Raw genomic sequence first — 24,830 nt, forward strand, 5'->3', positions numbered from 1 at the left:
CCGGTCACGACAGCGGCACCTGCCCCGCGGTCAGTTCCGCGCTGAACCGGCGCGCGATCTCGGGGACGGTGACGGCCCCGGAGGCCCGTTCGCCCGCCGCGCCGCCCGCCCGGCCGCGGACCACCAGGAGTGTGGGGCCCTCGGCGCGGAAGGCGTCCTGGATCGCGGGTCGCACCGCCGCGGTGGAGGCCACGTACTGCACCCGGCGGTAGCCGCTGCCCCGGGCGATGGTGTCGAACTCCGTGGTGCTCGCCGTGGTGGGCTGCCCGCCGGTGGAGTCGTAGACCTGGTTGTCGAACAGCACGTGCACCAGGTTCGGCGGCGCGAAGTGCCCCACCGTGGTGAGCGCTCCCATGTGCATCAGCACCGAGCCGTCACCGTCGAGCACCACGAACCGTTCCGACGGGCGGGCCAGGGCGGAGCCCAGGGCCAGCGAGGCCACGTGGCCCATCGAGCCCTGCATGTAGAAGTTGCGCGGCCGGTCGCCCTGGTTGAACAGCGAGCGGGACAGGTACCCGGTGGTGGAGAAGACGAACTCCGGGCCGACCTCGGCGAGCACGGCCTTCACCAGGTCGTCGCGGTCGGGCAGTTCGCTTTCGGCCTGCTGCGGCGCCGTGTCCGGCGTGCCGACCGCCTTCTCGTCCTGCACCGCGCCCTTGGCCACCAGGACGAACGCCGGCCGTCCGGAGGCGAGGGCCGGCCGGGTCTCCTCCAGGACCTCGTCGATGCCCGGCCCGTCCGGCAGGAGCATCCGGTGCGGTACGTCGAGGGAGTCCAGCCATTCCGGCACGACGCGGCCCATCCAGTGGTGCTGGGGCTCGCCGCTGGACGCCTTGGGCCAGCCGCGCATGCTGACGAACACCAGCACCGGGATCCGGTAGGGCAGGACCAGCGAGGTCAGCGGGTTGACGAGATTGCCGAAGCCGGAGTTCTGGGCGATCACCGCGGCCGGCCGCCCGGCCAGCCGGCTGCCGGCCGCGGTGGCCAGCGCGGTGCCCTCGTTGGCGGACGGTACGTAGTGGATACCGGGCCAGTGGCCCAGCTCGCGTATGGGGCCGCCGAAGTACGAGCAGGGCACTCCGGCGACCAGACTGATGTCGTGGTTTTCGAGCGCGGTGACGAACGCCTTGGAGGTCGTGCTCACGGCGCGGTCCGGAAGGCCGCGGTCATGCCCTGCAGCGCGAAGATCTCCGGCATGGTGGCGATGTCGGCGTCCACGGCCTCGGCGCGGCCCTCGGCGCGCAGCTTGCCGAGCACCTCGCGCACGTTCTTCACCGCGGCGCGCATGCCCTGGTTCGCGTAGATGACCAGGCGGTAGCCCGCGTCGAACAGGGCCTTCTCCTCCACCGAGGCGTAGGTGGTGGGTACCGCGACCAGCGGTACGTCGCGGTCCCAGGCGTCGCCGAGTTCCAGGATGTCGTCCGGGCGGCGGCTCTTGCTGTGGACCAGCACGGCGTCCGCACCGGCGTCCGCGTACGCGTGGGCGCGCTCCAGCGCCTCGGGTACGCCCTGGCCCGAGATGAGCGCTTCCGTCCGGGCGATCAGCAGGAACCGCTCGTCCTTCTGCGTCTGCTTGCCGGCCTCGATCTTGAGGGCGAACTCCTTGGTGGGCAGCAGGTCCTGACCGGCGTCCGCGAAGCTGTTGATCTTCGGGAACAGCTTGTCCTCGATGCACATCGCCGCGATGCCGGCCCGCTCGTACCGCTCAACGGCGAACGCCACGTTGAGCGGCCCGCCGAACCCGGTGTCGCAGTCGGCGATCACCGGGATGTCGATGATGGCGTCCATCACCTCGGCGGCCGCCAGGAACTGCGTCATCGTCACCAGGCTGGCGTCCGGCAGGCCGTAACTGGCCGACACCTCGAAGCTGGAGCACCAGACGGCGTCGAAGCCCGCCTGCTCCACCAGCTTGGCGCTGAGCCCGTCGTGCGCGCCCACCGCGGCCACCGGCCGGGGACCGGCGAGCAGCTCACGCAGCAGTGCGGACTTGTTCGTGGTGGTGGTGTTCTCGGACATGTCAGTTGCCTTCCTTGCTGTACCAGAGCCGGTCTTCGTTGACATAGCGCTCGATCCCGCCGTCGGGCATGGCGCCGAGGGCGTACCGCACCTCGGGCAGCACCGCGCCCGCGATGCGCAGCAGCAGTACCCGGGCGGGCGCCGCCTCGGGGTCCGCGCGGACGAGGGAGAGCGGGACCTCCGGCATGACGTAGGCGGAGTCGCCGGGCCGCAGTTCCTCGTCGTACTGCTCCCCGTCGGCCTCCCAGCGCAGCCGCACGGGCTGGTCGCCGAGCACGTAGAGGTAGCTGTGCTGGTAGGTGGAGAGCCAGGCGGTGTCGTCGGCGGAGCGGGCCAGCACCTCGGTCTCCAGCGCCGTGGTGTGCGGGTGCGAGGCGTCGCCGGCGAGCTGGGTGAAGCGGTAGGCGGGGGCGTCCGCCGGGTAGTTCCAGCGGTGCGCGGTCGCGGACCGCTGGACGACCACACCGCCGTCCGTGCGGGTGCTCGGCGGCAGCAGGTCGCGCTCGGACACGCCGAGGGCCTCAGCCAGCGCGGCCCGCTCGGCGTCGGACGGCGTCCGGTCCCCGGCGACCAGCGCCGCCAGGTGCCCGGCGGGCAGCCCGCTGCGGCGTGCCAGCTCCTCGACGGTGACCGCCCTGGCCTCCAGGAAGGAGCGCAGCAGCGCGGCCGGCCCGGCTTCGGCGGACAGTTTGGCCCGGTGGGCGGCGGCGTTGCCGAGGATGGCCAGTTCGCGCTGGGCGTCCCCGACCAGGTCACCGCCGTAGGTGAGGGCCAGGATGTACGCCGGTTCGTCGGTGGACCGCGCGGTGAAGGAGTGCGGGGCGAACGGCAGCCCCCACACCGAGTCCCCGGTCTCCATCGGCACGCAGACACTGCGGTCCTGCCACCGGTAGTAGTAGTTCACCGGGCCGACGAAGTAGGTGAACTGGTAGAGCAGATGGCCGCGGTTCCAGCGGACGGCCGGGTTGTCGGCATCGTTGTCGTCCACCGGCTGGAGCATGCGGATCCACTCGGGGCGGTACGAGGCCACGCGGGACATCGCGGTGTCGCGGTACTCGTAGTAGTCGTCGCCGCCGCGGGCCAGCACCCGCGAGGACGCCTCCGACTCCTTGGCCCGCATCACCCGGACCCGCCGGGAGGTGTCGTCGTGGCCGGGCAGCAGGTCGCGCTCGTTGAGCGGCCAGACCTCGGCCGCACGGCCCAGCAGGGCCAGGTCGACGGGCTGCTCACCGCTGGTGAGGCCGGCGAAGGTGCCGGGGGCGAGGCCGAGGTCGGCCTCGGCGGTGGTGTCGTCGCGCTTGAGATCGTTGGCGGCGGCGCGCAGCAGCGCTGCCGCCCGCCGGTCGAAGGCAGGGTCCGGTAGGGACATGGTGGGCCTTTCCTCTGACGTTTGCGTGCGCGGGGGCGGGGGTGCCCCGCGGCGGGGCCGGGCGGCTGCGCGGGGTCAGCGGCGCACGGCGGCACGGACCAGCGGCTGGGCGTGCAGGCCGTAACGGGTCTTGAACTCGTCGTTGCGGCGGCCGCATTCGAGGACCTGCCGCCCGGAGGCCATACCGGCCTCCAGTTCGGCCGCGAACAGCACGTACTGCGGGCTCCAGTTGAGTTCCCGCGGGTACAGACAGCCGCCCGCCCAGGCATGCATCCGGGTGCGGTCGTACAGGCACAGGGAGACGGCGAGCAGTACGCCGTCCAGATCCACGCGCAGGATGCCGCAGTCGGGGCCGAGGGCGTTCACCAGGGCGGCCAGCCGCTCCGGCGGGTAGTAGCCGGGGGCGTGCTTGTCCGCGGTGGCCTCGCACAGGTCCAGGACGTCCTGGTCGAGCGCTTCGGAGCCCTGGCGCAGCGTGATCTTGGCGCCGGCGTCGCGGGCCCGCCGCGCGAACTGGCGCAGGGTGCGCCGGGACGGGCGGCTCACGGTGGTGAGGTGCTCGTCCAGGGTGGCGGGACCGCCGGTGAGGGGCAGGCGGTAGCGCGGCACGGTGGACTCGGTCGCCACGCCGATCTCCGTGAGCAGACGGGCGAGTTCGCCGTCGGCGGCCACATTGGCCAGCCCCCAGAGATCCACGTCGGAGCTGTCGGCCAGTTCACCCAGCGCGGTCCAGAACGCCTCCACCAGGGGAGCGGTCAGCGGTACGCGACTGGGCAGCACGGTGTCGTAGCAGTGCCACACATGCCCCATCAGCACCGTGAGCAGAGCGTCGGACCCCGGGCCCGAGGCGAACGGGTCACGGGTGTGCTGGAGATACACCGGCAGCACCGCGACCGGTTCACCGGCCGCCTCCTCGCGCGCCACCAGGTAGCGGGCACGGGACGGCGAGGTGAGCGGCAGCTTCTCCACGCTGCACAGGAAGTCGTAGCTGTAGAAGACGGGCGCTCCGCACGCCTCCACCAGCGAGGTCCAGGACCGGCGGCCCACCTCCTGGACCGAGTCGGCGACCGACACGGTCCAGGAGGCGGTACGGGTGCCGATCACCTGGCCGCTTCCACGCTCGCCCGCAGGGGCGGGAAGTGCAGCGACGAGCCGAGCACCACACGCTCCCACTCGTCCAGGATCACGCCCGCCCGGCGCAGCCGCTCCTCCGCCCAGGCCATCCGCAGCTCGTCGCGCCACTTCGGGGTGAAGTCGCAGCGCACCACGTCGGCCAGGTCGGCGGAGAGCCGGTCGCCCAGGACGGTGGCCAGCCGGTCACCGGCGCCGGGCAGGCCCAGCTGGGACGTGTCGGTGAACTCGGCGGTGATCTGCTGCCGTACGGCCGCGGGCAGCTCCTCCCACAGCGCGCCCACCAGCCGGGTGCGCACCGAGGCCAGGACCTGCTCGAAGTCGCGGGTCTCCGGGTTGCCCGGCGTGCTCAGCCGGCACAGCTGGTCGATCTCGGCGGCGACCTGCTCCGGATCGCCCGCGTGCTCCGGAGTCAGACCGAAGACCGCGGCCTCCCGCTCGGAGTCCTCCGGACCGTCGGAGCTGTGCATCACGCTCATGGCGCTGTTGATGGCGTCGAAGTCGCGGCGCAGCGTGCCCAGTTCGGCGTCGGTCGGGTGCTGGTAGCCCTTGAGCTTGGCGAGTTCGGCGTGCCGGCCGTCGCAGCGGCAGATCAGGGCGACGGTGGGGCCGAGCCCGAGGACGGCGTCCACCAGACGGTAGCGCCAGGTCTGCCACTGGCCCGCGATGAGGTCCGAGTACAGGTCGTCGATCAGCTCCGGGTCGGCCTGGAGGGCACGGGCTGCCACCGGGGGAAGCCCTCGTCCCGCAACCGCTGTACCAGATCGCCGTGCCGGCCCCGGTGGACGATGTCGGAGCTCAGCAGGACGAACACGTGTCGGGACCAGAAGTCTTCAGCAGTCACGGACGCTGCCTTTCGTGGGGTTGCGGTAAGGCGGAGCCGCCGACGGCGTTCCGCTCCGGCAGGACAGGGACGGCGGCGTGGTGCCGCACCGGACAGGCGTCGGGGGCGGCGACGCTCGCGTCGTCCGGCAGCGCGTACTGCCGCCACTTGAAGTCGGTGGAGGTGTCGCCGTCACCGAGGGTGGGGTGCGGGCCGATCCGGTCGTAGCGCGCCAGGCCCTCCCGGACCCGGCGCTTGGCGGCCTTGCCGGCCACCGTGCTGCCGCCGATGCCCTCGAAGACCCGCCGGACCTGGAAGACCAGGGTCAGGCACGGTCCGAGGTCACGGCTGCGGCGGTCCTGGTAGGCGGGGCTCGCGGCGAAGATGAACCACGGCTCGCCGTCGAAGCACCACTGCCAGCGGGGGTCGGAGGGGTCGGTGGGCACATCGGCCGGCCAGGGCTCCGTGTCGTACGCCCGCAGTTCGTCCAGCAGCGTCCAGAACCGCCGGTGGTCGTCCGCGAGTTCCGCCCCGGGCACGGCCGGCCCCACGAAGACGATGAGGGTCTGCCGCTTCGGCCCCTGCCAGGCCCGCTGCCGGTAGGCCCGCAGGGACCGGGCGAGCGCGGCCGGGCCGTGGGTGTCCGGGTAGCGGGTGTCGACGGCGCTGAAGGAGTTGTTGCCGCGCTGCTGGCCCTGCGTCCCGAAGTAACAGGGATAGGACGGCTCTTCGGCGAGAATCCGCTCGGTGAAGACGCTGTGCGCTTCCGGGACCCAGCCGAAAGGCTCGTCGCCGGAACCGGAGCGCGACACCTCGGAGTCCCTCCATAGATAGCTTTCCAAAGAACGCTCCGAAAGGGTCGTTGGAGAATACTGCGAGCCGCGCCGCCCGAAGGCCGGAAGAGAGAGGTGCTGGGGCGGGGCTCGCCGCGCAGAACAATCACAACAGCGCTCACTCGGGACTGTCAAGACTTCACTGCCCCAAAGGATTTGCGAGAGGGAAGAGCGACTGCCTGTCAGGGAAATCTGACGCCACCGCGAATACCCCACCCCTCGCGCGTACGCGTACGGTACTGATCGCCGCCACCGCCATGACCAGCGGCGCCGCGTCGCAACGAGCGGTACGCGACTCGGGTACACAAGGGCAACGCACGCTGCCCGTTGGTCCCGGATCGGCCGCCGGCCCTTTTCACCAGCGCCATCGTGACTAGGGTTTTGGCTCATCCGCACAGCAGCCGACGAACACCCGGCCGACGCCGGTACCGGACATTGACGAGAGTCCGCCGAGCCCCCGGGACAAGTCCCGGACCACGTTGCTCCGACAACGTTGTTACCGCCACGGGCGAACGGCTTCCGGGCAACCGGCCCACACGACAGGGCATCGAGCCGAAAAAGGTTGTGCAATGACATCGCAAATCACGGGGAATGCACCGGCGGCGCCTCAGGAAAAGCAGCCGGTCATTCTGCTCGACCGCCTCGGCTATTCCTCGTACCGAGGCCCGGACGGCCGCCCCTTCCTGCCCGCGGACCGCTGGGAGGTACGGCTGGTCACCGCACTGGAGCGGACCGGTGAGGCCGTGGGCGCCGAGCTGGCGTCCGTCGTCGGGGTGCCCGGTGTCGAGCCCGCGCCGTTCGCCGAGGCGGTCCGCTTCCAGCACCGCTGGGGCGGCCGGCCGGCGGACCGTCTGGTGGCGGTCACCGAACGCTTCCTGCTGCCCGCCGCCGAACTGCGCGAAGAACTGGGCATCCCCGGTCAGCGCGTCGAGCAGGCGCTGCTCTTCCGCGACAAGGTGCTGATGAAGGAGCACCTGCGCGACCACGGCATCGCGGTGCCGGACTTCGCCCCGTTCTCCCGGGAGGCCGCGCTGACGCTGCTGGACAAGTACCGCCGCGTGGTCGTCAAGCCGCGGCTCGGCGCCGGTTCCAGCGAGATCCACCTGCTGGACGACGTCGCCGGGCTCGACCGGTTCGTACGGGACCACGCCGGCCGGCTGGCGGAGTTCGAGGTCGAGGAGTTCGTCGACGGGCAGCTGTACCACGTCGACAGCGTGGTGCGGGACGCGCACGTCACGTCGGCGGTGGCCGGCCGGTACGTGGACAGCACCATGTCCTACCGGCGGCTGGAGCCCTGCCGCGACGTCGCCGTGCCCGACGGCCCGCTGCTCGACGCGCTGCTCGCGTTCGACCGGGCCGTGCTCGCCGCGTACCCGGGCTTCACCGGAGTGGCGCACCACGAGGTGTTCATGTCCCCCTCGGGCCCGGTGTTCTGCGAGATCGCGGCGCGGGCCGGGGAGGCGGCATCCTCGCCGGCTTCCGGTCACGTACCGGGGCCAACCTCGACGAAGTGATGCTGCGGGCCCAGTTGGAGGGCAGCGTGCCGCACGTACCGGCCCCCGACGCCCACCTGACCGGCTTCACGGCCCTGTACGCCGAGCCCGGCCGGGTCCTGCGCACCCCGGAGGTGCCTGACGAACCGTGGATCACCGAAGCGCAGATCCTGGTGCAGGAGGGTGATCTGCTGGCCCCGCCGGCCAGGTACAGCGACGCGGCGGCCATCGTCTCGGTGCGCGGCGACACCGAGGCACAGGTCATGTCCAGGCTCGCGGCGCTGGCCGAGCGCATCAGCATTCCCACGGCGGCGGAACCGCTGTAGGGCGCCGCGCGGCCCGGCGCGGTGCCGTCGGGCACCGCGCCGGACCGGTCGGTTCACGTCAGCCGCGCGCCGCCGGCTGCTCCTCCAGGTACCGGGCGTACCGCTCCAGCCCGGCCCGTCCGTCCGGCACGAACGGCCACTCCGGGTCGGCCAGGCGCGCCGTCAGCTCCTCCCAGGTCATCCACCAGCCCTCGGCGACCTCGCTCGCCTGGTGCACCACCGGGCCGTGCAGGTCCGGGTCGTACTCGGCCACGTACACGCAGGCCAGGTAGTTGGCGTGGTCGTCGGCGAACCAGTAACGGAAGCAGGGACGCACCGGGCAGCCGCGGACGCCGAGTTCCTCCGTCACCTCCCGCTCGGCGGTCTCGTCCGGGTCCTCCCCGGCGGCCACCACACCGCCGGCCCAGGCGTCGTGCATGCCCGGGTAGACGTCCTTGGTGTCGGTACGGCGGTGCACGTACACCCGGCCCTCCGGGTCGCGCAGCAGCACCTGCGTCGCGCAGTGCGGCAGGTTCTCCGCGCGCATCCTGCTCCGGGGTGCCGAGCCGACGACGCGTCCGCTCAGATCACCCTCGGCGTAGAGGGCCACGATTTCTTCCACCACTCGGTTCAGCTTCCTCTCAGACCGTGCCGGAACGGATGGCATGGGCAACGGCGTGTGTGCGGTTGCGCAGTCCCAGCCTGGCCAGCATCGTATGGATCGCGTTCTTGATGGTGCGCTCGGAGTACCCGAGTTCCTTGGCCACCTCGCCGGTGCTCCAGCCGTCGGCGAGCATCCGCAGGATGTTCATCTCCCGCGTGTCGAAGCCGGCCGCGTTCAGCCGGTGCGGCTCCAGAATGTCGCGCTGGAGGTGGTGCAGCAGCGTGACCAGCGAATCGGCCACCCCGGTGCGCTGCCGGCGGTCGCAGACGGCGTCCGCGATCGCGCCCAGATCGCTCTGGGCCCGCGGCAGTACGTCCGTCAGGCCGTGCGCCACGGCGCGCATCAGCTGGTACTCCGACATCGAGTCCGCGACCAGGATCAGCCGCTGGGAGGGCCGTTGCCAGGCGTCCCGCTGCCCCAGCCGGGCGAGCGCCTCGTCGGTCCCCTCGGGCGACACCAGGATCAGGACGACGTCCGCCTCCCGCAGCCGGTCGTCGCCGACGACCGAGATCAGCGGGTTGCTCCGCAAGAAGGCGACCGTGCCGTCGAGGGTGATGGGGTCGTCCGCCAGCACGACCACGCTCACCGGGTCCGTGCTCCGCTCCGTACCGGCGGGCCTGCCGCCCCGGTCGGTGGGGGGCCGCAGAGCCGCGAGGTGGGTCGCACCGGCGACTCGGGACGACCGGCCGTCGGGCGGCGGGACCGCCATCGCGCGGGCCGGTCGGCGGGTGGGCGATTCCGGGTCTGGCCGGGCACCGCTGTGCGACGGTGCCGGCGAGCCCGATGGGAGCGTTTGTTGCATCTTGTCTTGCCTTCCGTACCTTGCACGGCCGCGCCGGGGGCGGGCCCTGGTGAGGGTCGTCCGGGCGGTGCGGGGACACGCCGGACGGGCTCCGTTCCTTGTCGAGCTGCTCATGGGAGGGACGTGGTGTCCCGGGAGGAATGCGACGCGGCGAACCGCGGCGTGGCGTACGCGAGGGCCGGTGGGCCCGTCGCGTGAGCTCTCACGTCGGGGCTGCCCCGGCTGTTGTCCGCTGCATTGCCGCCTTCCCCTCGTGCCGACTGCGGTCCGTGGAAGTTCCGTCAGGAGCCGGCCGGAGGAAGGCACTCCTCCGCTTGCTCACCCACGGTTTCTGCGCCGGTCATCGTGCGGCACGTTCCTTGCGACAGACTGGTCGGGATGTTGGCGGTTCCTTGTCGGCGTCTTGAGGCAGGCGCCGCGTCGCTGCCGGAATCCCTGTGCGTTCCTTGCCGTTTGCTTGTCCTTCACTTGCCGGAGACCCTTCGGTGATCTTGGAGGATGCCTTTTTCTGTGCCAAGATCCGATTTCAGGCCGGCCGCGAGGTGCCGGCCCTCTTTTCAAGCGCCGCCCGGTGCGAGAACGATTGAGAACGAGATGCCCGAACCCCCATAGCGAGTCCTTTACGGAGCGATGGTGCCGACGTTCCCCGGCTGAGCGTTCTGGGCACCATGTCCGTACGGCACGAGGGGCGCGACCGGCCGCTCGGACCACCGCGCCAGCGGGCCCTTCTCGCGCTGCTGCTCGTCCGCCTGGGCCGGGTGGTGCCCACCGAACTGCTCGTCGAGGAGTTGTGGGGCCAGGAGCCGCCGCGCCACGCGGTCGCCACCCTGCAGAGCTACGTCTCGCACCTGCGCCGCGCCCTCGACCCCGCGGCCGCCCCCGAGCGCGCGCCGCTCCTGCGCCATCGCTCGCCGGGGTACGTACTGGAGCTGGACCCGCAGGAGATCGACGTGTTCCGGTTCGAACACCTGGTGACCGAGGGGCGGCGCCTGCTCGAAGCCGGTGACCCGGGCGGCGCCCGCGACCGGCTCACCACCGCGCTCGGCCTGTGGCGCGGCTCGCCGTACGCGGAGTTCGACGCCCACCCCTCGCTGAACGACGAGACGAACCGGCTGGAACAGCTCCGGCTCTCGGCGGTGGAGGCCGGCGCGGAGGCCCAGTTGGCACTGGGGGCGGCCGAGGAAGTGGCGGCGGGCCTCGAAGCCGAGGCGCGCCGCCACCCCGCGCGCGAGCGTCTCGTCGGCCATCTGATGACGGCGCTGTCACGGCTGGGGCGCCAGGCGGAGGCCCTGGAGGTGTACGAGCGGACCCGCCACCACCTGGCCGAAGACTTCGGGGTCGGCACGACGTCCGAACTCCGCCGGGTCCGCACGTCGATCCTCCGCCAGGACCCGGAGGCGCACGGCACCGGCCTGGAGGGCCCGCCCGCCCACCGCCCGGACTGGGTGGACAAGGAACCGCCGCCGCACGAGGCGGCGAGTACGCTCCGCGGCCCCGGGGCGGGGTCCGCCGAGGCGGAGCGGCCGGCGTACCCGGGCGGGCACCCGGAGACCGAAGGACGCGGGCACGGCGCGGCGGCCGACGGCCACACCGGCACACCCCAGGCGCCCGAACGGCGCGAGGAGCCCGTCGGCGGCACCGCCGCCCCGTCCCCGTTCACCGGGCGCAGCCAGGAACTGCGCCGCCTGACGACCGCCGCGGCGAGCGCACTGGTCGGACACGGGCCCGTGGCCGCCGTCCTCGGTCCCGCCGGCGTCGGCAAGACCCGGCTGCTCCTCGAACTCGCCGCACGTCTCGAAGCGGACGGCGGCCCCGAAGTGGTGTGGGGCCACTGCTTCCCCGGCGAGGGCGTCCCGCCCTACTGGCTGTGGACCCAGGTCCTGCGGCGGCTCGCCCTCACCCGCGCCGACGCGTTCTTCCGGGTCGCCCAGCCCTTCGGCGCCCTGCTCACCCCACTCCTGCCCGAACGCCCGACAGGCGACGGCCCCGACGGCTCCGGCGCGGAATCCGACTGGGGACAGGCACGTTTCCTCACCCACGACGCGGTGTGCGAGGTCCTGCTCACCCTGGCCCGGCAGAGCCCGTTCGTCCTGTTCCTGGAAGACCTGCAGTGGGCCGACACCGCCTCGCTGGAACTGCTCAGGCTGCTGAGCACCCGCCGGCAGGGCCAACCGCTCGGCATCGTGCTGACCGCCCGCGAGTTCGAGGCCGAGTCGGACGACTCGCTCCGCCGCGCCCTCTCCGAGGTCCTGCGCGGACCGCGGACGGAGACCCTGCGTCTGGGAGGGCTGTCCCGGCAGGCCGTCGCCGCGCTCGTGGACGCCCAGGCCGGGCCGGGCGTGGACCCGGAGGTCGTGGAGGTACTGCACCGGCGGAGCGAGGGCAACCCGTACTTCGTCATGCAGCTGCTCTCACTCCTCGGGGACGCGCGCAGCCTGCACCGGTCCGACGCGGTCGCCGTACTCCTGGCCCGCGTCCCGACCGGCGTGCGGGACGCGCTGCACCAGCGGTTCGACGCCCTTCCCGAGCCGGTGCTGCGCGTCCTGCGGGTGTGCGCCGTCATCGGTACCGAGGTCGACACCGACCTGCTGAGACGCTCCGTCGCGGCCGGCGAACCGGTTCCTGCCGCGCTGGAGACGGCGATCCGCGCGGGCCTGCTCGCCGAGGACCCGCACCACCCGGGCCGGCTGCACTTCGCCCACGCCCTGGTACGGGAGACGCTCATCGAGGAGCTGCCCTCCGAGGACCGGCAGCGGCTGCACGCCCGGGTCGCCGAGGCGCTGTGCGCCCGGGGGCGGGCCGGGCGGGAAGAGATCGAGCGGGTCGCCGACCACTCGTGGCAGGCCAAGGACGCCGTCCCCGTCGAGCGCGCTCTCCCCAGACTGCTGCGCGCCGCCGAACAGGCCGAACAGCAATGGGCCTACGAGCAGGTGGAGATGTGGCTGCGCCGGGCACTGCACCTCGTGGGCCTGCTCTGCCCCGACGACCCGTCGGCAGTGCGGCTGGAGCAGCAACTGCGCATCCAGCTGGGCCAAGTACTGGCGACCACACGCGGCTACGGCCACCCGGAGGCCGAGTCGGAACTGGCCCACGGCCGGGCGCTCAGCGCGGTCACCCACGCCCCCGAGGACCCCTCGGTCCTGTGGGCGCTGTGCGCGGCGTACCTGGTCACCGGCCGTTACGAGGACTCGCGGCAGTTCTCCGGGCTGCTGCGGGAGATGCGGGAGTCCACCGGTGCGCCGGTGGGATGCCTGGGCGCGGCGTACGGCGAGGGCATCGTGCTGCACGTACGCGGCCGGCTGACCGAGGCGCTCGGCGAGCTGGAGTACGCGGTCGCCATGGCGGATCGTTTCGCCGGTGAGGGGCACGCCCTGGCCCGCACCTTCCAGCACGACCCGCGCGTCTCTTGCCGTTCTTACAACGCCTTCACCCACTGGCTGCTGGGCAACCGGCGCACCGCCGGAACGCGCCGACGGGAGCTGCTGCGCCTGACCAAGTTCGAGAGCCGCCCCTCGGACCGGTGCTTCGCCCTGTACGTGGACGCGGTGGTGGCCGCCTGGGAGGGCGACGCGGCAACGGCCCGCTCCTCGGGCGCGGAGGGCGTGCGGCTGGCAGGCGAACACGGACTGCTCTACTGGAAAGCCCTGCTCGGCGTACTGAAGGGCTGGGGCCTGACCCACTCGGGCCAGGAGGACGAAGGCCTCGGCCTCATGCACGTCTCCCTCGCCGAACTGCGCACCAGCAGAACGTACTTGCGCCATCCGCTCCACCTGGGCCTGCTGGGCCAGGCCCAGCAGCACGCAGGCCGTACCGAGGAGGCCGAGGCCACGTTCCGCGCCCTCCTGACCGCCGTGGAACACCGCAACGAACACGTCTACCTCCACTCCTCCCTGCCGGCCACCAGACTCCTGCACACCCTGCTGGGACGCACCGCGGCGGAGGCGGTCACGGGTGGATGAGGGCGGCGGCGGGCCGCCCGGCCGAAGCACGGAAAGGCTCACCGGCATGACGGGAAAGCCCTCCGGCGTACCTGACTTCGACGGACCGGACGTGTTGTACGGGATCAGGGCCGCCGCCGTCCGCCTGACGGGGTGATCGTCACTCCATCGTAGGAATCGCGGACCACTGGCGGGGGTGGGCAGCCGGAACGGCGGTCTTCGGCGGCGTGGAACGGTTCACTGGAAGCTCCTGGGTGATCGGAAGATCGCATCGGAACGGGAGTGAGGGAGTGCCGGAGATGCCGGAGCAGGAAAAGGGAAGCGATTCCGCGGGTACGGAGTCCGCCGGTACCGAACCCGAGGGTGCCGGCCCGTTCGGCCGGCACTCCGCCGCCGGGCTGGAGGACGTGGCCCTGCTCGCCGTGGGCCTCGCGGATGCCGCACTCGAACGGCTGCGCCGCGCCGCGGACCGGGGCCGGCAGCTGCTGCGCCGTTCGGACCTGCGGGAGCTTGTCGCCGACGGGGTGCACGACCTGCGCGCCCGCGGCGAACTGGCGTCCCGTCGGGTCACGCCGGACACCGAGAACTACCTCGAGGTGATGGCGTGCCGCGCGGTGAAGCGGGCCCAGGCGGCCGAGGTGTCCGGGCCCGCCCATGCATGACGCGGCGGGTTTCAAGCGGCGCATCGACACGTACCTGTGCCGGCTCGCCGACGAGGAGGAAGCCGAGCTGCTGCGCCTGTCCGGCGAACTCGCCCCGGTCTGCGAGCAACTGCGCAGTTCGCTGACGAGCGGGAAGCGGCTGCGCGCCGCCTTCCTCTACTGGGGCTGGCGGGCCGCCGGGCAGCCGGACTGCGACGGAGTGATCAAGGCCGCGGCCGCCATGGAGCTGGTGCACGCGGCCGCGTGCACCCATGACGACATCATCGACGACAGCCGGCTGCGACACGGCCTGCCGACGGCACATGTCGCCTTCGCCGCGGGCGGTGTCCGTACCTGGGAAGCCGCGGACGAGCGGCCCGGCGCGGGCCGCCAGGACCGCTCCGCCGCGCTCGCGATGATGCTGGGCGATCTGCTGATGGGGTATGCGGGCAAGGTCTTCGCGACCTGCGGCCTGCCCGGCGCCTACGTGGCGCGGACGGTGCCCCTGTGGTCCGCGCTGCTGCGCGAGACCGTCGCGGGGGAGTGCCTGGAAGTCCTGCGCACCGGCGGCGCCTCCGGTGTCGCCGAATCCCTGGAGGTCGCCCGGTACAAGACGGCCAAGTACACCGTGGAGCGGCCGTTGCACATGGGCGCCACGCTCGGTGGCGCCTCCCGGGACGTACTGGCCGCTTTCACCGGATACGGACTGCCGCTGGGCGAAGCCTTCCAGCTCCGCGACGACCTGCTGGGCACCTTCGGCGACCCGGACCGGACCGGCAAGTCGAACCTGGACGACCTGCGGGACAGGAAACCCACCGCCCTGCTCGCGCTGACCCGTTCCCTCCTCTCCCCGGACGACGGGCGGCTGCTGACCAAGACCCTGGCCGCCGGCCAGGGTCTGGACGAGGACGGCGCGGCGACCGTACGGGAGCTGATGGAGCACTGCGGTGCGCGGCAGCGCGTCGAGGACATGATCGGGGAACGGATCGCGCGGTCCCGGGCGGCGCTGGACTCCGTGGCGCTGCCGCCGGACGCCCGCTCGGTGCTCGGCGCACTGGCGGCTTCGGCGGCCGACCGGTCCCTGTGAGGGCAACGAGAGAGATGAGGATTTCGTGACCGCTGAGACCAAGGGAATCACTGGGGCTACGGGGGCCACCGAGGCCGCCGAGACCACCGCGCGATACACCGAAGCGACGCTGGACGAACTGCGGAACCAGGGCGACCCGCTCGCCGACGAGACCGTGGCCGCCATGTTCGAACGGGGAGAGGTGTCGGACTTCAACACCCTCATGCGCTTCTTCACCACCGCCGGACACAAACTGCCGGAGGGCCTGCCGCAGTCGGCGGCGTCCTACCTGGAAGCGACCGGCATGCCCCCGGCCTGGGTCGACTGGGACATCATGGAGCGGGCACGGCTGTTCTTCATGGACAACGCCGCGCACATCAACACCGGCCTGTCCTTCGCCGCCATGCCGGCCACGTACGCCGTTCCGCGCGTGGCCAAACTGCTGGCCTCCACCCACTCCATGGACTACCCGTCGCGCCGGATGGCGAACACCGGGCAGTTCGTCACGTATCTGATGCAGACCAACGCCTTCGAGGAGGGCAGCAAGTTCATCCCGGCCGCCCAGAAGGTACGCCTGCTGCACGCCGCGGTGCGCCACCACCTGACGCGGTCCGGGCGGTGGGACAGCGAGCGGGACGGAGTGCCACTCTGCCAGGAGGACATGATCGGCGGGCAGATCTGCTTCTCGATCCTCGTCCTGGACGCGATGCACCGTCTTGGTATCCACATGAGCCAGGAGGGCGCGGAGGCGTACTACTACGCCTGGCGCGTCGTCGGCTCCATCCTGGGCTGCGACATGACGGCGGCGCCGGACAACCTCACCGAGGCCCGGGCCTACGCCGACCTCTACCTCCTGCGCAACCTGGGGCCTTCGGAGGAGGGCGTACGGCTGAACAACCAGCTGATGCGGATGTACGAAGACGTCGTCCCCGGCACCCTGTTCGACCCGATCGTGCCGGCCACGATCCGCTACCTCGTGGGCGACACCATCGCCGGCTGGCTGCAGATCCCCCGCGGCCCGTGGGACACGGCGGCCAAGGCCGTGCCGCTGGTCCTCGGCGTGCTGGAGACCATCGAGGACAGCAGCCCGCTGGGGGAGTGGGCCCTGGACAAGGCGGGCAGCCTGGTCTCCGGCTTCGAACTCGCCTCCCTGACCCGCGGCCGGGTGATGCAGTACGCCATCCCCGAGGAGCTCAAGTCCGGCTACGGCCTGCGGTCGCAGCAGGCGCGCAACCAGCGCTGGGTGCCGCCCGCTCCGACCTCGGTGGGAGCGAACTGACGTGAGCGCGCACAGGACGGTGTTGTCATCGCTTGGAGCCCGGCAGCAGCGTCGGTGCGCGGTCGGCCCAAGTCCTCAACCGAAGAAGCCTGCCCGCTCCTCCGCTTGCCGACACACCTGAGGATCGCAACCGGACGTCGGGAGCGGGCAGGCTTCGGCGTGGCGCGAGGACGACGGCCTTCCGGGGTGGCCGAGGTGTTTCGGGAAACGGCCCGGTGAGGCGCGGGGGACGGCGGGACGGGGACGTTCCGGCCCTGGCTGTGGGGTCTCCTGGGAGCGGGGAGGAGGCAGGGGCCGGCGGGCCCGGACTCGGCTGGATCCGTTGGGTTTAAAGCTTCCGTTCTGGTCGGGCAAACACTTTCGCATTACCTTTAACTCTTCTTGTTGCGGTGACGATGTGCTCCCCTCCGGTACCGACACCACAGGACGAGCCATGGCGGATGACTTGCGGTTCCACGTTCTCGGGCCTCTCTGTGCCCACCGGGACGGTGTCGGGGTTCCGGTGGGCCCACCCCAGCAACAGGCGGTTCTGGTGGGGCTCCTGCTGAGTGGCGGGAAAGCCGTGCCGATGAGCGGGCTGATCGAAGCCGTGTGGGGTTTTCAGCCACCGAAGCGGGCCGTGACGACGATCCGTACCTACGTCTGGCGGCTGCGCAAGCTCCTGGAACCGCAGGAAGCCGTGGACCGGTCCGTGCTGCAATCGGCCGGCGACGGCTACCGGCTGGCCACCGACTCCTCCGCGGTGGACGCCGGAAGCGCCCAGTCCCTGATGAAGCGGGCCGTCGAACAGCGGAGGGCGGGCCGGACACAGGAGGCCGGGCGCCTGCTGTCGGCGTCCCTGGACCTGTGGCGGGGCGAGCCGCTGAGCGGCGTACCGGGCCCGTTCGCCGCGCGGCAGCGGGCACGGCTGGAAGAGCTGCGGATCGCTACGCTGGAAGAGCACTACGACTTGGCGCTGGAGTCCGGACGCGACCGGCTGGTCGTACCGGAGCTGACCGATCTGGTGGGGGCCTACCCGCTGAACGAACGGTTCCGATGTTTGCTCATGCGAGCGTTGTACGGTGTCGGGCGTCAGACCGAAGCTCTCGACGTCTACCAGAACATACGGAAGCTTCTGTTGGAAGAGCAGGGGATCGATCCCGGTGCCGAGCTCACCGCTTTGCAACAGCGCATCCTCAGTGGCGTCCTTCCCGCGGACTTGCCGTACGGTGACGCGGACGGGAAGCCGGACCGCCCGGCCGACCTCACGGTCCCGGTCGGGTCGAGGAGATGCCGTGTGCCGCCTCCCGCCCAGCTTCCGGCGGAGGCCGTGGGGTTCGTCGGCAGACAGGCCGAGGTGTCCCACCTGTGTGCGGCGTTGACCGACCCGGCGCGGAGCGCACCCGCCGCCGTGGGGATATCGGGGGTGGCCGGTGTCGGCAAGACCGCGCTGGCCCTGCACGCGGCCCACCGGGTGAAGTACGCCTTCCCGGACGGCCAGTTGTTCGCCGACCTCCGCGGTGCCGCCAAGGTGCCCGCCGACCCGTCCGCCGTCCTGGCCGGATTCCTGCTGTCCATGGGCGTGCCGCACCAGGTCGTTCCCGACGGCCGGGACGCACGCCGCGACCTCTTCCGTTCGATGCTGGACGAGCGGCGGGTCCTGCTGGTGCTGGACGACGCGCGGGACGCGGAGCAGCTACGGGACCTGATGCCGGTGAGCGTCCGGTGCGGCGTCATCGTCAGTGCGCGGTCCGACCTGCCCGGCCTTGCCCTGTCGGCGCGGGCGGGTCTGGACAGGCTCAGCCTCGACGAGGCCGTCGCTTCGACGGAGAAGACGCCGGGGCGTGGCCGTGCCTCCGTCACCGCTGCGCCCGACGGGCCGGTCGGCCGGGACCACCGGCACCTGATGCCCGATCAGCTCGCGCCGCTGGGCCGGCTGACGGCCACCGGCGTACCGGACTTCACGGTGCGCAGCGCCGCGGCGGTGCTGATGGTGGACGAACCCACGGCGGGGCGCGTCCTGGAAGCCCTCAGAGCGGACTCACTGCTGGGCTCGTCCGGGCCCGGACGGTATCGCGTACGGTACGTGGCCCGCTCCGTGGCCGGCGCACGGCTCGGCCGGCCCGACCAGGCCGAGTCGGACCGTGCCCTGCGGGGGCTGCTGGAACACCTGCTGGCCACGGCGTGCAACGCGTTCGCACTGGCGGCGCCCGGCGACCCCGTGCAGGACGCCTTTCGTCTGCGGGCCCCCGTGGGGCTGTCCTTTCCCGACTTCCGGCAGGCACGGGAGTGGGTCCGCAGCGAGGTCCCCACGATATCCGGCGCGGCGCTGCAGGCGGCACGCCGCCCGGCGGGGGCAGCGGAGGAGCTGTTGCCGCGTGCCGTGGACCTGCTCATCGCCGTGTCCCCGTTCGCCGGGGCGGTGGGGGACGAGCGGTTGCGGGCCGCCGTCCCCCGTTGGTGCGCGCGGCCGCGAAACGGAACGAGCCGCGAACGCTCGGGCGGGCCCAGTTCCTCTACGCCGTCACCGCGTACCAGACGGGGTGGCTGACCGAGGCGCGGACCTACGCGGACCTGGCGATCAACTCCGCCCGTCAGGGCCAGGACCCGTTCATCGCACGGCAGGCGCTGCACGGGCTCGGCATGCTGGCACGGGCCCAGCGGCGTTTCGACGAGGCTGTGACGCATTACGAGAAAGCCGCGGCGATGGCCAAGCGCTGGGGGCACCTTTCCGGGGAGGCGACTTCCGCCATCAATGCGGCGCTGTGCCGGGCCTTGGCCGGGTGGGCGGACGACGTACCGCCCGATCAGGACAAGGCCCCGGAGCGATGGCAAGCCGTGGAGAATGTTCCCGGGCACGCCTGCGGATTGTGCTGAGCCGCGAGACGGAATACGCCGATGCCGTACTGCCGGAGTACGCACCCCCGCACGGTGGCGGCCGGCAGGACCCTGCCGGATTATGACGTCACGCCAGAGGTTCCCGCCCCGGTATACCGGGCCCAGGCCGGGAACTTGCCACCGCGGCGGCTGCGAGCGCCAAACAGCCGATCATGATGAGTATGCCGGGAAGGGTGGCCTTTTCCGATCCGGCGACGGCCGTGGCCACGAGCGGGCTGAAACTGGCGATCGTCGCGCCGACCTGATAGGTCACGGCCAGCGCCGAATAGCGCTGCTGGACGGGGAACATCTCGACCAGGAAGGAGGAGAAGGCGCCGTACACCGCGGCATGGCCGACCCCCATGGCCAGGACGAAGGTCATGATGACCAGCCACGGTTCTCCCGAAGCCAGCCAGAAGGGCGCGGGCACCGCCAGGAGGGCGCAGACCGCGTACCCGGACAGAATGACCGGGCGACGGCCCCACCGGTCGGACAGCGCCCCGCACACCGGCAGCATCAGAGCCTCGGCCAGCGCGCCGGCCGCCAGCCCCAGCAGCAAGACCGAGCGGGTGGTGTGCTGCTGTCCGGCGGAGGCCGCGGTGAAGAGCTGGACCGTGAAGGTACTGACGATCACGGCGAGACCGAGTGCGGCCAGGGCACCGCGCACCACCTTGCCGGGGGTGTGCCGCAGCACTTCCCGGACCGGCAGGGCCGCCACCGCCGTCGTCCTCTTCGCCCGCACGTACTCCGGGGACTCCGCCACCTTCCGCCGTACGACCACGCCCAGTACCACCAGGGCGATCGAGGCGAGGAAGGGCAGGCGCCAGCCCCAGGCGTGGAGCTGCCGCTCCGGCATCCGGAGCACCAGTTCGATCACGGCGGTGCTGCCCAGCAGCCCCAGCGGGAACCCGGCCGCGGGAAAGGAGGTCCACAGGCCCCTGCGTCCCGGCGGGGCGTGCTCCGCGCTCATGAGTACGGCTCCGCCCCACTCTCCGCCGATGCCGATGCCCTGCAGGATCCGTAGGGTGACCAGCAGCGCGGGCGCCAGGATTCCGGCCTGCTCGTAGGTCGGCAGCACACCGACCAGAAAGGTGGCGAGGCCCATCACGAGGAGCGTGAGGGCCAGCATGTTCTTGCGCCCGACGCGGTCTCCGAAGTGCCCGATGAGCACGCCGCCCAGCGGCCGGGCCACGAACCCGGCGGCGTAGGTCGCGAACGTGGCCAGCATGGTCGCCGTCGTGGAACTCCCGGGGAAGAACAACGGCCCGATGATCAGCACGGAGGCCGTCGAGTAGAGGTAGAAGTCGTACCATTCGATGGCGCTTCCGATGGTGCTCGCCAGGAGGACCTGCCTGGTCGTGGAGCCGCTGGTGCGGACGGCTAAGGACCTCGGCTCCGTGGTGGCCGGCGAAGCATTCAAGGGAACTCCTTCCGGGACCGGGAACAACGCGACGGCCGGGCGCGGTTGCCGGCCGGAAAGCCGGGGCCCGGGGAAAAACGCGGGATCAGCTGTCGATATCGCCTGTTCGTACGGCCGGCGAAACCGCTGCGGCGCGTGTCACCGGTTTTACTCCGGTTTCCGGCCGACTGTCCAGAGAGCCCGGGGCGCCCTTGCCGGAGACCGGCCGGTCATGGCTTAATCCAGGAAATGTCCATGGACCGTGGGGAGTTACGTGAACGCTCACCCGGAAACGCCTGACATCTGGACCGCGGACGACGGTTCGGAAGTAATATGTCTGCGTCGTTGGAAAGGCAGCTGGGACTCGGACGACCGGCATGCGAACTTCAAGTCGGACGTTCTCGCCTACGGACTGCTCGACCCGCTGGAGACGGTGCGCGGCATGTCCCGCAACCTGGACATCCCCGTCGGCGCCATCGTGCGGTACGTGCTCGCCAAATGGGCCACTGGAGGGAGCGGCGGCCTCCTGGAGATCGGGCCGGTGATGGTGCCCCGGCTCTGGGAGCCGATCGCGGCGGCGGAGGAGAAGGACGACGACGAGGAACGGCTCCGGGCGTACCACCAACTGCGCCAGATGATCTCGTGGTTGAAGGTCCCGCTGGACGACCCCACGGTGTATCCGCCGCAACGCGACTGACGGCAGCGGCTCCGGAGAACCCGAGCGCCGTATCACCCTCGCGTTTTCAGGGCCGACGAAGGTTGGAGGGCCGAGTGGAACGGACCGGTCGACACGGTGGCACGGTCGGGCTGCGCCTTGCCACGCGCCAAGCCACGGCGAGTGACTTGGGCGGTGACGGCTGGGTGCCCCGCACCGCGGCGCACCACGAGGAAGTGGCGGCCGGAACGCTGTGGCACCGGTGCGGTTACCGGTCGGAGGTGGCCCCGCTGCGGGAAGTGGTGCTCGCCCGGCCGCCGGACAGCCTGGAGGCGGCCGGTGACGCGCCCCGCGGCCACCTGATGTCCGCCAGGGTCGACCTGGGACGGATACGGGAACAGGCGGACGCGGTGGCCGAGGCGTACCTCCGGCACGGCGTGACCGTCCACATCGTCCGGCCGCCGGCCCATGCGGGGCCCAACCTGATCTTCATGCGGGACCTCTTTCTGGCGACACCGCAGGGCGTGGTGCTCGCCCGCCCCGCATCCGCCCAGCGCGCAGGCGAGGAGCGGTTCGCGGCAGTCGCCCTGGCCGCCCTCGGCGTCCCCCTGCTGAGGACCCCGGCCGGCACGGCCACCTTCGAGGGCGCGGACGCCCTGTGGCTGGGGAAGGACACGGTCGTGGTGGGCTGCGGCTTCCGCACCAACCCGGAGGGCGCGGCGGTCGTCGGCGACGAACTGGGACGCCAAGGTGTGCGGACCGTCGTCGTACCGCTCGGCCCCGGGGTGCAGCACCTCCTCGGCTCCCTGGTCTTCGTAGACCACCTGCGGGTACTGCTGCACGCGGCGGCGGCCACCGCGGAGTTGTGCGCCCTTCTGCACGAGCACGGTTACGAGGTGATCGAACTGCCGCCGGAGGACGAGGTGGTGCGGAGGCGGGCCATGAACCTGGTCACGCTCGCGCCGGGGGTCGTGCTGATGCCCGCCGGCTGTCCGGACACCCGGCGGCGTCTGGAGGCAGCCGGCCTGCACGTGGACACCGTGGAGGTGGGGGAGTACGTGAAGGCCGCGGGAGCCCTCGGCTGTCTCACCGGCATTCTGCTGCGCGACGACGCCGGCACGCCGGCCGGGAGGAAGCCGTGAACCGGAACGCGGTCTCGGTGGCCGTCATCGGCGGCGGAGCCAGCGGAACCCTGGCCTGTGTCCACCTGCTGGAGGCGAGCGCGGCGGCCCGCCGCCCGGTGCGGATCTCGCTGATCGAACCGTCCGACGAGCTGGGCCGCGGCACGGCCTACGCGTCGCGCGACCCCCGGCACCTGATGAACACGCCGATGGAACGTTCCGGCGCCTGGGCCCACGACCCCGGACACCTCGCCGCCTGGCTGAGGCGCCGGGAACCGGACACGCCCGCCGGCCATTACGTGCCGCGCGGTACGTACGGCGCCTACCTGGCCGACACGCTGCGCGAGACCCGGGAGCGCACGGCGGAGACCGGGCAGCTGTGGCACGTGCGCCGCCGTGCGCGCCGGGTGCTTCCCGGCCTCCCGCGGCCGGTGGTGGCGCTGTCCGACGGCCGGTGCGTGGCGGCGGACCATGTCGTGTTCGCCATGGGGAACACGGCCACCTGGCGCGATCCGTTCGCTTCGGCGCAGGCGGGACCGCGGTACGTACGCTCTCCCTGGCACAGCGGCTTCCCGGCGGTGGCCGACCATTCCTCGGTGCTGCTGCTCGGCAACGGACTGACCGCGGTGGACATCGGGCTCAGCCTGCTCGGCAGCTCGGTGGGTGTCCGTGTCGACGCCGTGTCCCGGCACGGGCTGCTGCCCCGGCCGCACGGCTCCGGATGCTCGCACGGAGGGCACCCGAACGTCGTGGGCGTTCTGCTGGCGGACGACCGGCTCAATCTGGCCCGGCTCGTGAGCACGGTCCGCTCCGAGATGCGGAGGAGCCCGGAATGCTGGCGGGAGATCATCGACGCGCTGCGCCCCTGTACCGGCGAATTGTGGGGCCGGCTCGACGCCGAGGACCAGCGGGACTTCCTGGGGCGCTTCGGTACGTACTGGGACGTGCACCGTCATCGGCTGCCGCCGGTCACCGCCCATCGGCTCGGTCGCGCGCTCGGCTCGGGCCGCCTGAAGGCCCGTAAGGGACGGGCGGTCTATCTGCGCGCGTGCCCGCGCGGGGTCGTCGCCGGGCTCGACGTCGGTGCCGGGGCGGTGCCCGTGCGCTATGACTGGGTGATCAACTGCACCGGCTTCGGACGGGACATCACCGGTTCGGCCGATCCGCTGCTGAGCTGGCTCCTGCGAGACGGACTGGCCGTCCCCGACGCCCTGCGGCTGGGCATGGCCACGGACCGTCGCGGACGGCTGCTCGACCACGCGGGGCGGCCCGACCCGGCCCTGTTGGCCATCGGCCCGCTGCGGCGGGGCTCGCAGTGGGAGACCACGGCCATCGCGGAGATCCGGGCGCAGGCCGCGCAGCTCGCGGACGACATCCTCGGCTCACCGCCCGCCGCGGCGACCGAGGCCCTTCACCACTCCGGCCGGGCCTCGTCGCTCTGACGGCAGGACAGGGTCCGGCCGTGCAGCTCGTCGGGGTCGGCGGCCAGGTTGTACTGTTCCACCCGGTCACCGCCGATCTGCCAGATGACCTTCTGGCGGCTGTCCCCTCACTCAGCCGGATCGACGCCAGGGGCAGCAGATCCGGGTAGCGCCCGTCCGAACGCCGCTCCTCCGGGTGGTACGTCTCGGAGTAGGCGGGCCGGGCCGCGGGCGCCTGCTCACCGAAGAACTCGGTCAGTGAGCTGCCGTCGGGGCCGTCCTTGTACGGGTCCAGACCCAGCAGCTCCAGGATGGTGGGTGCGATGTCCACCAGCCGGACCTGTTCGGTGATCTCGCGGCCCCGGGGCACGTCCGGCCCGCCGATGATGAGCGGGACGTGCTGCGTCGTGTCGAACAGCAGGCACCCGTGCCCCTCCTCGTAGGCGTGGCCGAGGTCGCCGGAGTGGTCGTTGGGGTACCAGCCGGCCAGGTCCTCCCCGTGGTCGGAGAAGCACACGACCAGCAGGTCGTCGAGCGGGTGCCCGGCCTCCTCCAGCCTGCGGAACAGCAGTTGGAGGTAGTGGTCGCTGTACGCCACCTCGCCCTCGTAGGGGTTGGCGGCGTCCGGGCAGAAGTCCTCCGGAGGTTCGTACGGCCAGTGGGCGTCGAAGAAGTGCGCGAACAGGAAGAAGGGGCCCTCCTGGCGTTCCGCCCAGGCGGCGGCGCGGTCCGCCACCAACGGGGCCCGCTTGAGCGCCAGGCCGCGCAGCTTGACGTCGTTGACGGTCAGGGGGTCACTGCCGTCGGGCAGACGGGGAATCTCGTCGTCGTAGTGGTCGAAGCCGCGGTCCATGCCGTACCACCGGTTGAGCCCCGGGCAGGACACCACCGCGCCGGTGGCGTACCCCGCCGCTTGCAGGCGCTCCGCCAACGTCGTCGTGTCCGGCCGCAGTTGCTCGCGCAGCAGATGGCGGATGCCGTGCCGGGCCGGCTGCAGGCCGGTGAACACACTGGCATG

Annotated in this window: 20 protein-coding genes and 1 pseudogene; 11 read left to right on the forward strand and 10 right to left on the reverse strand. The window is 71.9% G+C overall.

What is annotated here, in order from left to right:
• Positions 1 to 4: 4 nt before the first annotated feature.
• The 6 genes from aepY to ACEXOX_RS41865 all read right to left on the reverse strand — a co-directional run bounded on the left by aepY (position 5) and on the right by ACEXOX_RS41865 (position 6,151).
• Entirely contained in the window at positions 5 to 1,144 is a 1,140-nt protein-coding gene (gene aepY, locus ACEXOX_RS41840; RefSeq protein ID WP_406525879.1) for a phosphonopyruvate decarboxylase, read from the reverse strand.
• Entirely contained in the window at positions 1,141 to 2,016 is an 876-nt protein-coding gene (locus ACEXOX_RS41845; RefSeq protein ID WP_406525880.1) for an isocitrate lyase/phosphoenolpyruvate mutase family protein, read from the reverse strand. Before ACEXOX_RS41845 ends, aepY begins: the two co-directional genes overlap by 4 nt.
• 1 nt (position 2,017) lies before the next feature.
• On the reverse strand, positions 2,018 to 3,385 hold the full coding sequence (locus tag ACEXOX_RS41850; protein ID WP_406525881.1) for a helix-turn-helix domain-containing protein: 1,368 nt from the start codon (positions 3,383 to 3,385) through the stop codon (positions 2,018 to 2,020).
• A 75-nt stretch (positions 3,386 to 3,460) separates the two neighbouring features.
• Positions 3,461 to 4,489, reverse strand: coding sequence for a GNAT family N-acetyltransferase (locus tag ACEXOX_RS41855; RefSeq protein WP_406525882.1), 1,029 nt, complete (start codon positions 4,487 to 4,489; stop codon positions 3,461 to 3,463).
• Positions 4,486 to 5,343, reverse strand: a complete 858-nt coding sequence (locus ACEXOX_RS41860) for a nucleoside-diphosphate kinase (RefSeq protein WP_406526650.1) — start codon at positions 5,341 to 5,343, stop codon at positions 4,486 to 4,488. The genes ACEXOX_RS41855 and ACEXOX_RS41860 overlap by 4 nt, the downstream gene beginning before the upstream one ends.
• A gap of 13 nt (positions 5,344 to 5,356) precedes the next feature.
• Positions 5,357 to 6,151, reverse strand: coding sequence for a YqcI/YcgG family protein (locus tag ACEXOX_RS41865; protein WP_406525883.1), 795 nt, complete (start codon positions 6,149 to 6,151; stop codon positions 5,357 to 5,359).
• A 590-nt stretch (positions 6,152 to 6,741) separates the two neighbouring features.
• On the opposite strand from ACEXOX_RS41865, the gene ACEXOX_RS41870 reads away from it, so the two are divergent.
• Positions 6,742 to 7,686: an acetyl-CoA carboxylase biotin carboxylase subunit family protein gene (locus ACEXOX_RS41870; protein WP_406525884.1), complete on the forward strand. Its 945-nt coding sequence runs from the start codon at positions 6,742 to 6,744 to the stop codon at positions 7,684 to 7,686.
• On the forward strand, positions 7,686 to 7,991 hold the full coding sequence (locus ACEXOX_RS41875) for a hypothetical protein (protein WP_406526651.1): 306 nt from the start codon (positions 7,686 to 7,688) through the stop codon (positions 7,989 to 7,991). The genes ACEXOX_RS41870 and ACEXOX_RS41875 overlap by 1 nt, the downstream gene beginning before the upstream one ends.
• 58 nt (positions 7,992 to 8,049) lie before the next feature.
• On the opposite strand, the gene ACEXOX_RS41880 is transcribed toward ACEXOX_RS41875, so the two are convergent.
• Positions 8,050 to 8,595, reverse strand: coding sequence for an NUDIX hydrolase (locus ACEXOX_RS41880; protein WP_238782603.1), 546 nt, complete (start codon positions 8,593 to 8,595; stop codon positions 8,050 to 8,052).
• Between the two features lie 16 nt (positions 8,596 to 8,611).
• Positions 8,612 to 9,220 (reverse strand): response regulator transcription factor, encoded by a 609-nt coding sequence (locus ACEXOX_RS41885; protein ID WP_157851540.1) that lies wholly within the window; start codon positions 9,218 to 9,220, stop codon positions 8,612 to 8,614.
• Positions 9,221 to 10,104: 884 nt separating this feature from the next.
• On the opposite strand from ACEXOX_RS41885, the gene ACEXOX_RS41890 reads away from it, so the two are divergent.
• The 6 genes from ACEXOX_RS41890 to ACEXOX_RS41915 all read left to right on the forward strand — a co-directional run bounded on the left by ACEXOX_RS41890 (position 10,105) and on the right by ACEXOX_RS41915 (position 19,216).
• The gene (locus ACEXOX_RS41890; RefSeq protein ID WP_406525885.1) at positions 10,105 to 13,395 is read left to right on the forward strand and encodes a BTAD domain-containing putative transcriptional regulator; all 3,291 of its coding nucleotides are present in this window, start codon (positions 10,105 to 10,107) and stop codon (positions 13,393 to 13,395) included.
• A gap of 278 nt (positions 13,396 to 13,673) precedes the next feature.
• A complete protein-coding gene (locus ACEXOX_RS41895) occupies positions 13,674 to 14,036 on the forward strand; it encodes a polyprenyl synthetase (protein WP_406525886.1) in 363 nt (120 codons plus the stop codon).
• A complete protein-coding gene (locus ACEXOX_RS41900; protein ID WP_406525887.1) occupies positions 14,029 to 15,102 on the forward strand; it encodes a polyprenyl synthetase family protein in 1,074 nt (357 codons plus the stop codon). The genes ACEXOX_RS41895 and ACEXOX_RS41900 overlap by 8 nt, the downstream gene beginning before the upstream one ends.
• Positions 15,103 to 15,148: 46 nt before the next feature.
• Positions 15,149 to 16,360: an oxygenase MpaB family protein gene (locus ACEXOX_RS41905; RefSeq protein ID WP_406526652.1), complete on the forward strand. Its 1,212-nt coding sequence runs from the start codon at positions 15,149 to 15,151 to the stop codon at positions 16,358 to 16,360.
• Positions 16,361 to 16,793: 433 nt separating this feature from the next.
• Positions 16,794 to 18,890 carry a BTAD domain-containing putative transcriptional regulator gene (locus ACEXOX_RS41910; protein WP_406525888.1) on the forward strand — a complete coding sequence of 699 codons (2,097 nt, stop codon included), beginning with the start codon at positions 16,794 to 16,796 and terminating at the stop codon, positions 18,888 to 18,890.
• Complete coding sequence (locus tag ACEXOX_RS41915; RefSeq protein ID WP_406525889.1) at positions 18,797 to 19,216, forward strand: tetratricopeptide repeat protein; 420 nt, start codon at positions 18,797 to 18,799, stop codon at positions 19,214 to 19,216. The genes ACEXOX_RS41910 and ACEXOX_RS41915 overlap by 94 nt, the downstream gene beginning before the upstream one ends.
• An 88-nt stretch (positions 19,217 to 19,304) precedes the next feature.
• Here ACEXOX_RS41915 and ACEXOX_RS41920 read toward each other — a convergent pair whose 3' ends face one another.
• A complete protein-coding gene (locus ACEXOX_RS41920) occupies positions 19,305 to 20,636 on the reverse strand; it encodes an MFS transporter (protein ID WP_406525890.1) in 1,332 nt (443 codons plus the stop codon).
• A gap of 280 nt (positions 20,637 to 20,916) precedes the next feature.
• Here ACEXOX_RS41920 and ACEXOX_RS41925 point away from each other — a divergent pair, with 280 nt between their 5' ends.
• The 3 genes from ACEXOX_RS41925 (at position 20,917) to ACEXOX_RS41935 (ending at position 23,833) form a co-directional block, all read left to right on the forward strand.
• Complete coding sequence (locus ACEXOX_RS41925) at positions 20,917 to 21,312, forward strand: DUF6027 family protein (RefSeq protein ID WP_406526653.1); 396 nt, start codon at positions 20,917 to 20,919, stop codon at positions 21,310 to 21,312.
• A 164-nt stretch (positions 21,313 to 21,476) separates the two neighbouring features.
• Positions 21,477 to 22,412 carry a dimethylarginine dimethylaminohydrolase family protein gene (locus ACEXOX_RS41930; RefSeq protein WP_406525891.1) on the forward strand — a complete coding sequence of 312 codons (936 nt, stop codon included), beginning with the start codon at positions 21,477 to 21,479 and terminating at the stop codon, positions 22,410 to 22,412.
• Positions 22,409 to 23,833, forward strand: coding sequence for an FAD/NAD(P)-binding protein (locus ACEXOX_RS41935; protein WP_406525892.1), 1,425 nt, complete (start codon positions 22,409 to 22,411; stop codon positions 23,831 to 23,833). The genes ACEXOX_RS41930 and ACEXOX_RS41935 overlap by 4 nt, the downstream gene beginning before the upstream one ends.
• 334 nt (positions 23,834 to 24,167) lie before the next feature.
• Here the strand turns inward: ACEXOX_RS41935 and ACEXOX_RS41940 are convergent.
• Positions 24,168 to 24,821: pseudogene (locus ACEXOX_RS41940) on the reverse strand (sulfatase-like hydrolase/transferase); the annotation flags it as partial.
• Between the last annotated feature and the right edge of the window lie 9 nt (positions 24,822 to 24,830).

Origin of the sequence: Streptomyces sp. Ac-502, from assembly GCF_045222935.1 — a bacterium.
Taxonomy (GTDB): Bacteria; Actinomycetota; Actinomycetes; order Streptomycetales; family Streptomycetaceae; genus Streptomyces; species Streptomyces monomycini.

Coding starts and splice junctions, on each gene's coding strand:
- ACEXOX_RS41845 (WP_406525880.1), bottom strand. CDS start 2,016: ATGTCCGAGAACACCACCACCACGAACAAGTCCGCACTGCTGCGTGAG.
- ACEXOX_RS41850 (WP_406525881.1), bottom strand. CDS start 3,385: ATGTCCCTACCGGACCCTGCCTTCGACCGGCGGGCGGCAGCGCTGCTG.
- ACEXOX_RS41870 (WP_406525884.1), top strand. CDS start 6,742: ATGACATCGCAAATCACGGGGAATGCACCGGCGGCGCCTCAGGAAAAG.
- ACEXOX_RS41875 (WP_406526651.1), top strand. CDS start 7,686: ATGCTGCGGGCCCAGTTGGAGGGCAGCGTGCCGCACGTACCGGCCCCC.
- ACEXOX_RS41890 (WP_406525885.1), top strand. CDS start 10,105: ATGTCCGTACGGCACGAGGGGCGCGACCGGCCGCTCGGACCACCGCGC.
- ACEXOX_RS41895 (WP_406525886.1), top strand. CDS start 13,674: ATGCCGGAGCAGGAAAAGGGAAGCGATTCCGCGGGTACGGAGTCCGCC.
- ACEXOX_RS41900 (WP_406525887.1), top strand. CDS start 14,029: ATGCATGACGCGGCGGGTTTCAAGCGGCGCATCGACACGTACCTGTGC.
- ACEXOX_RS41910 (WP_406525888.1), top strand. CDS start 16,794: ATGGCGGATGACTTGCGGTTCCACGTTCTCGGGCCTCTCTGTGCCCAC.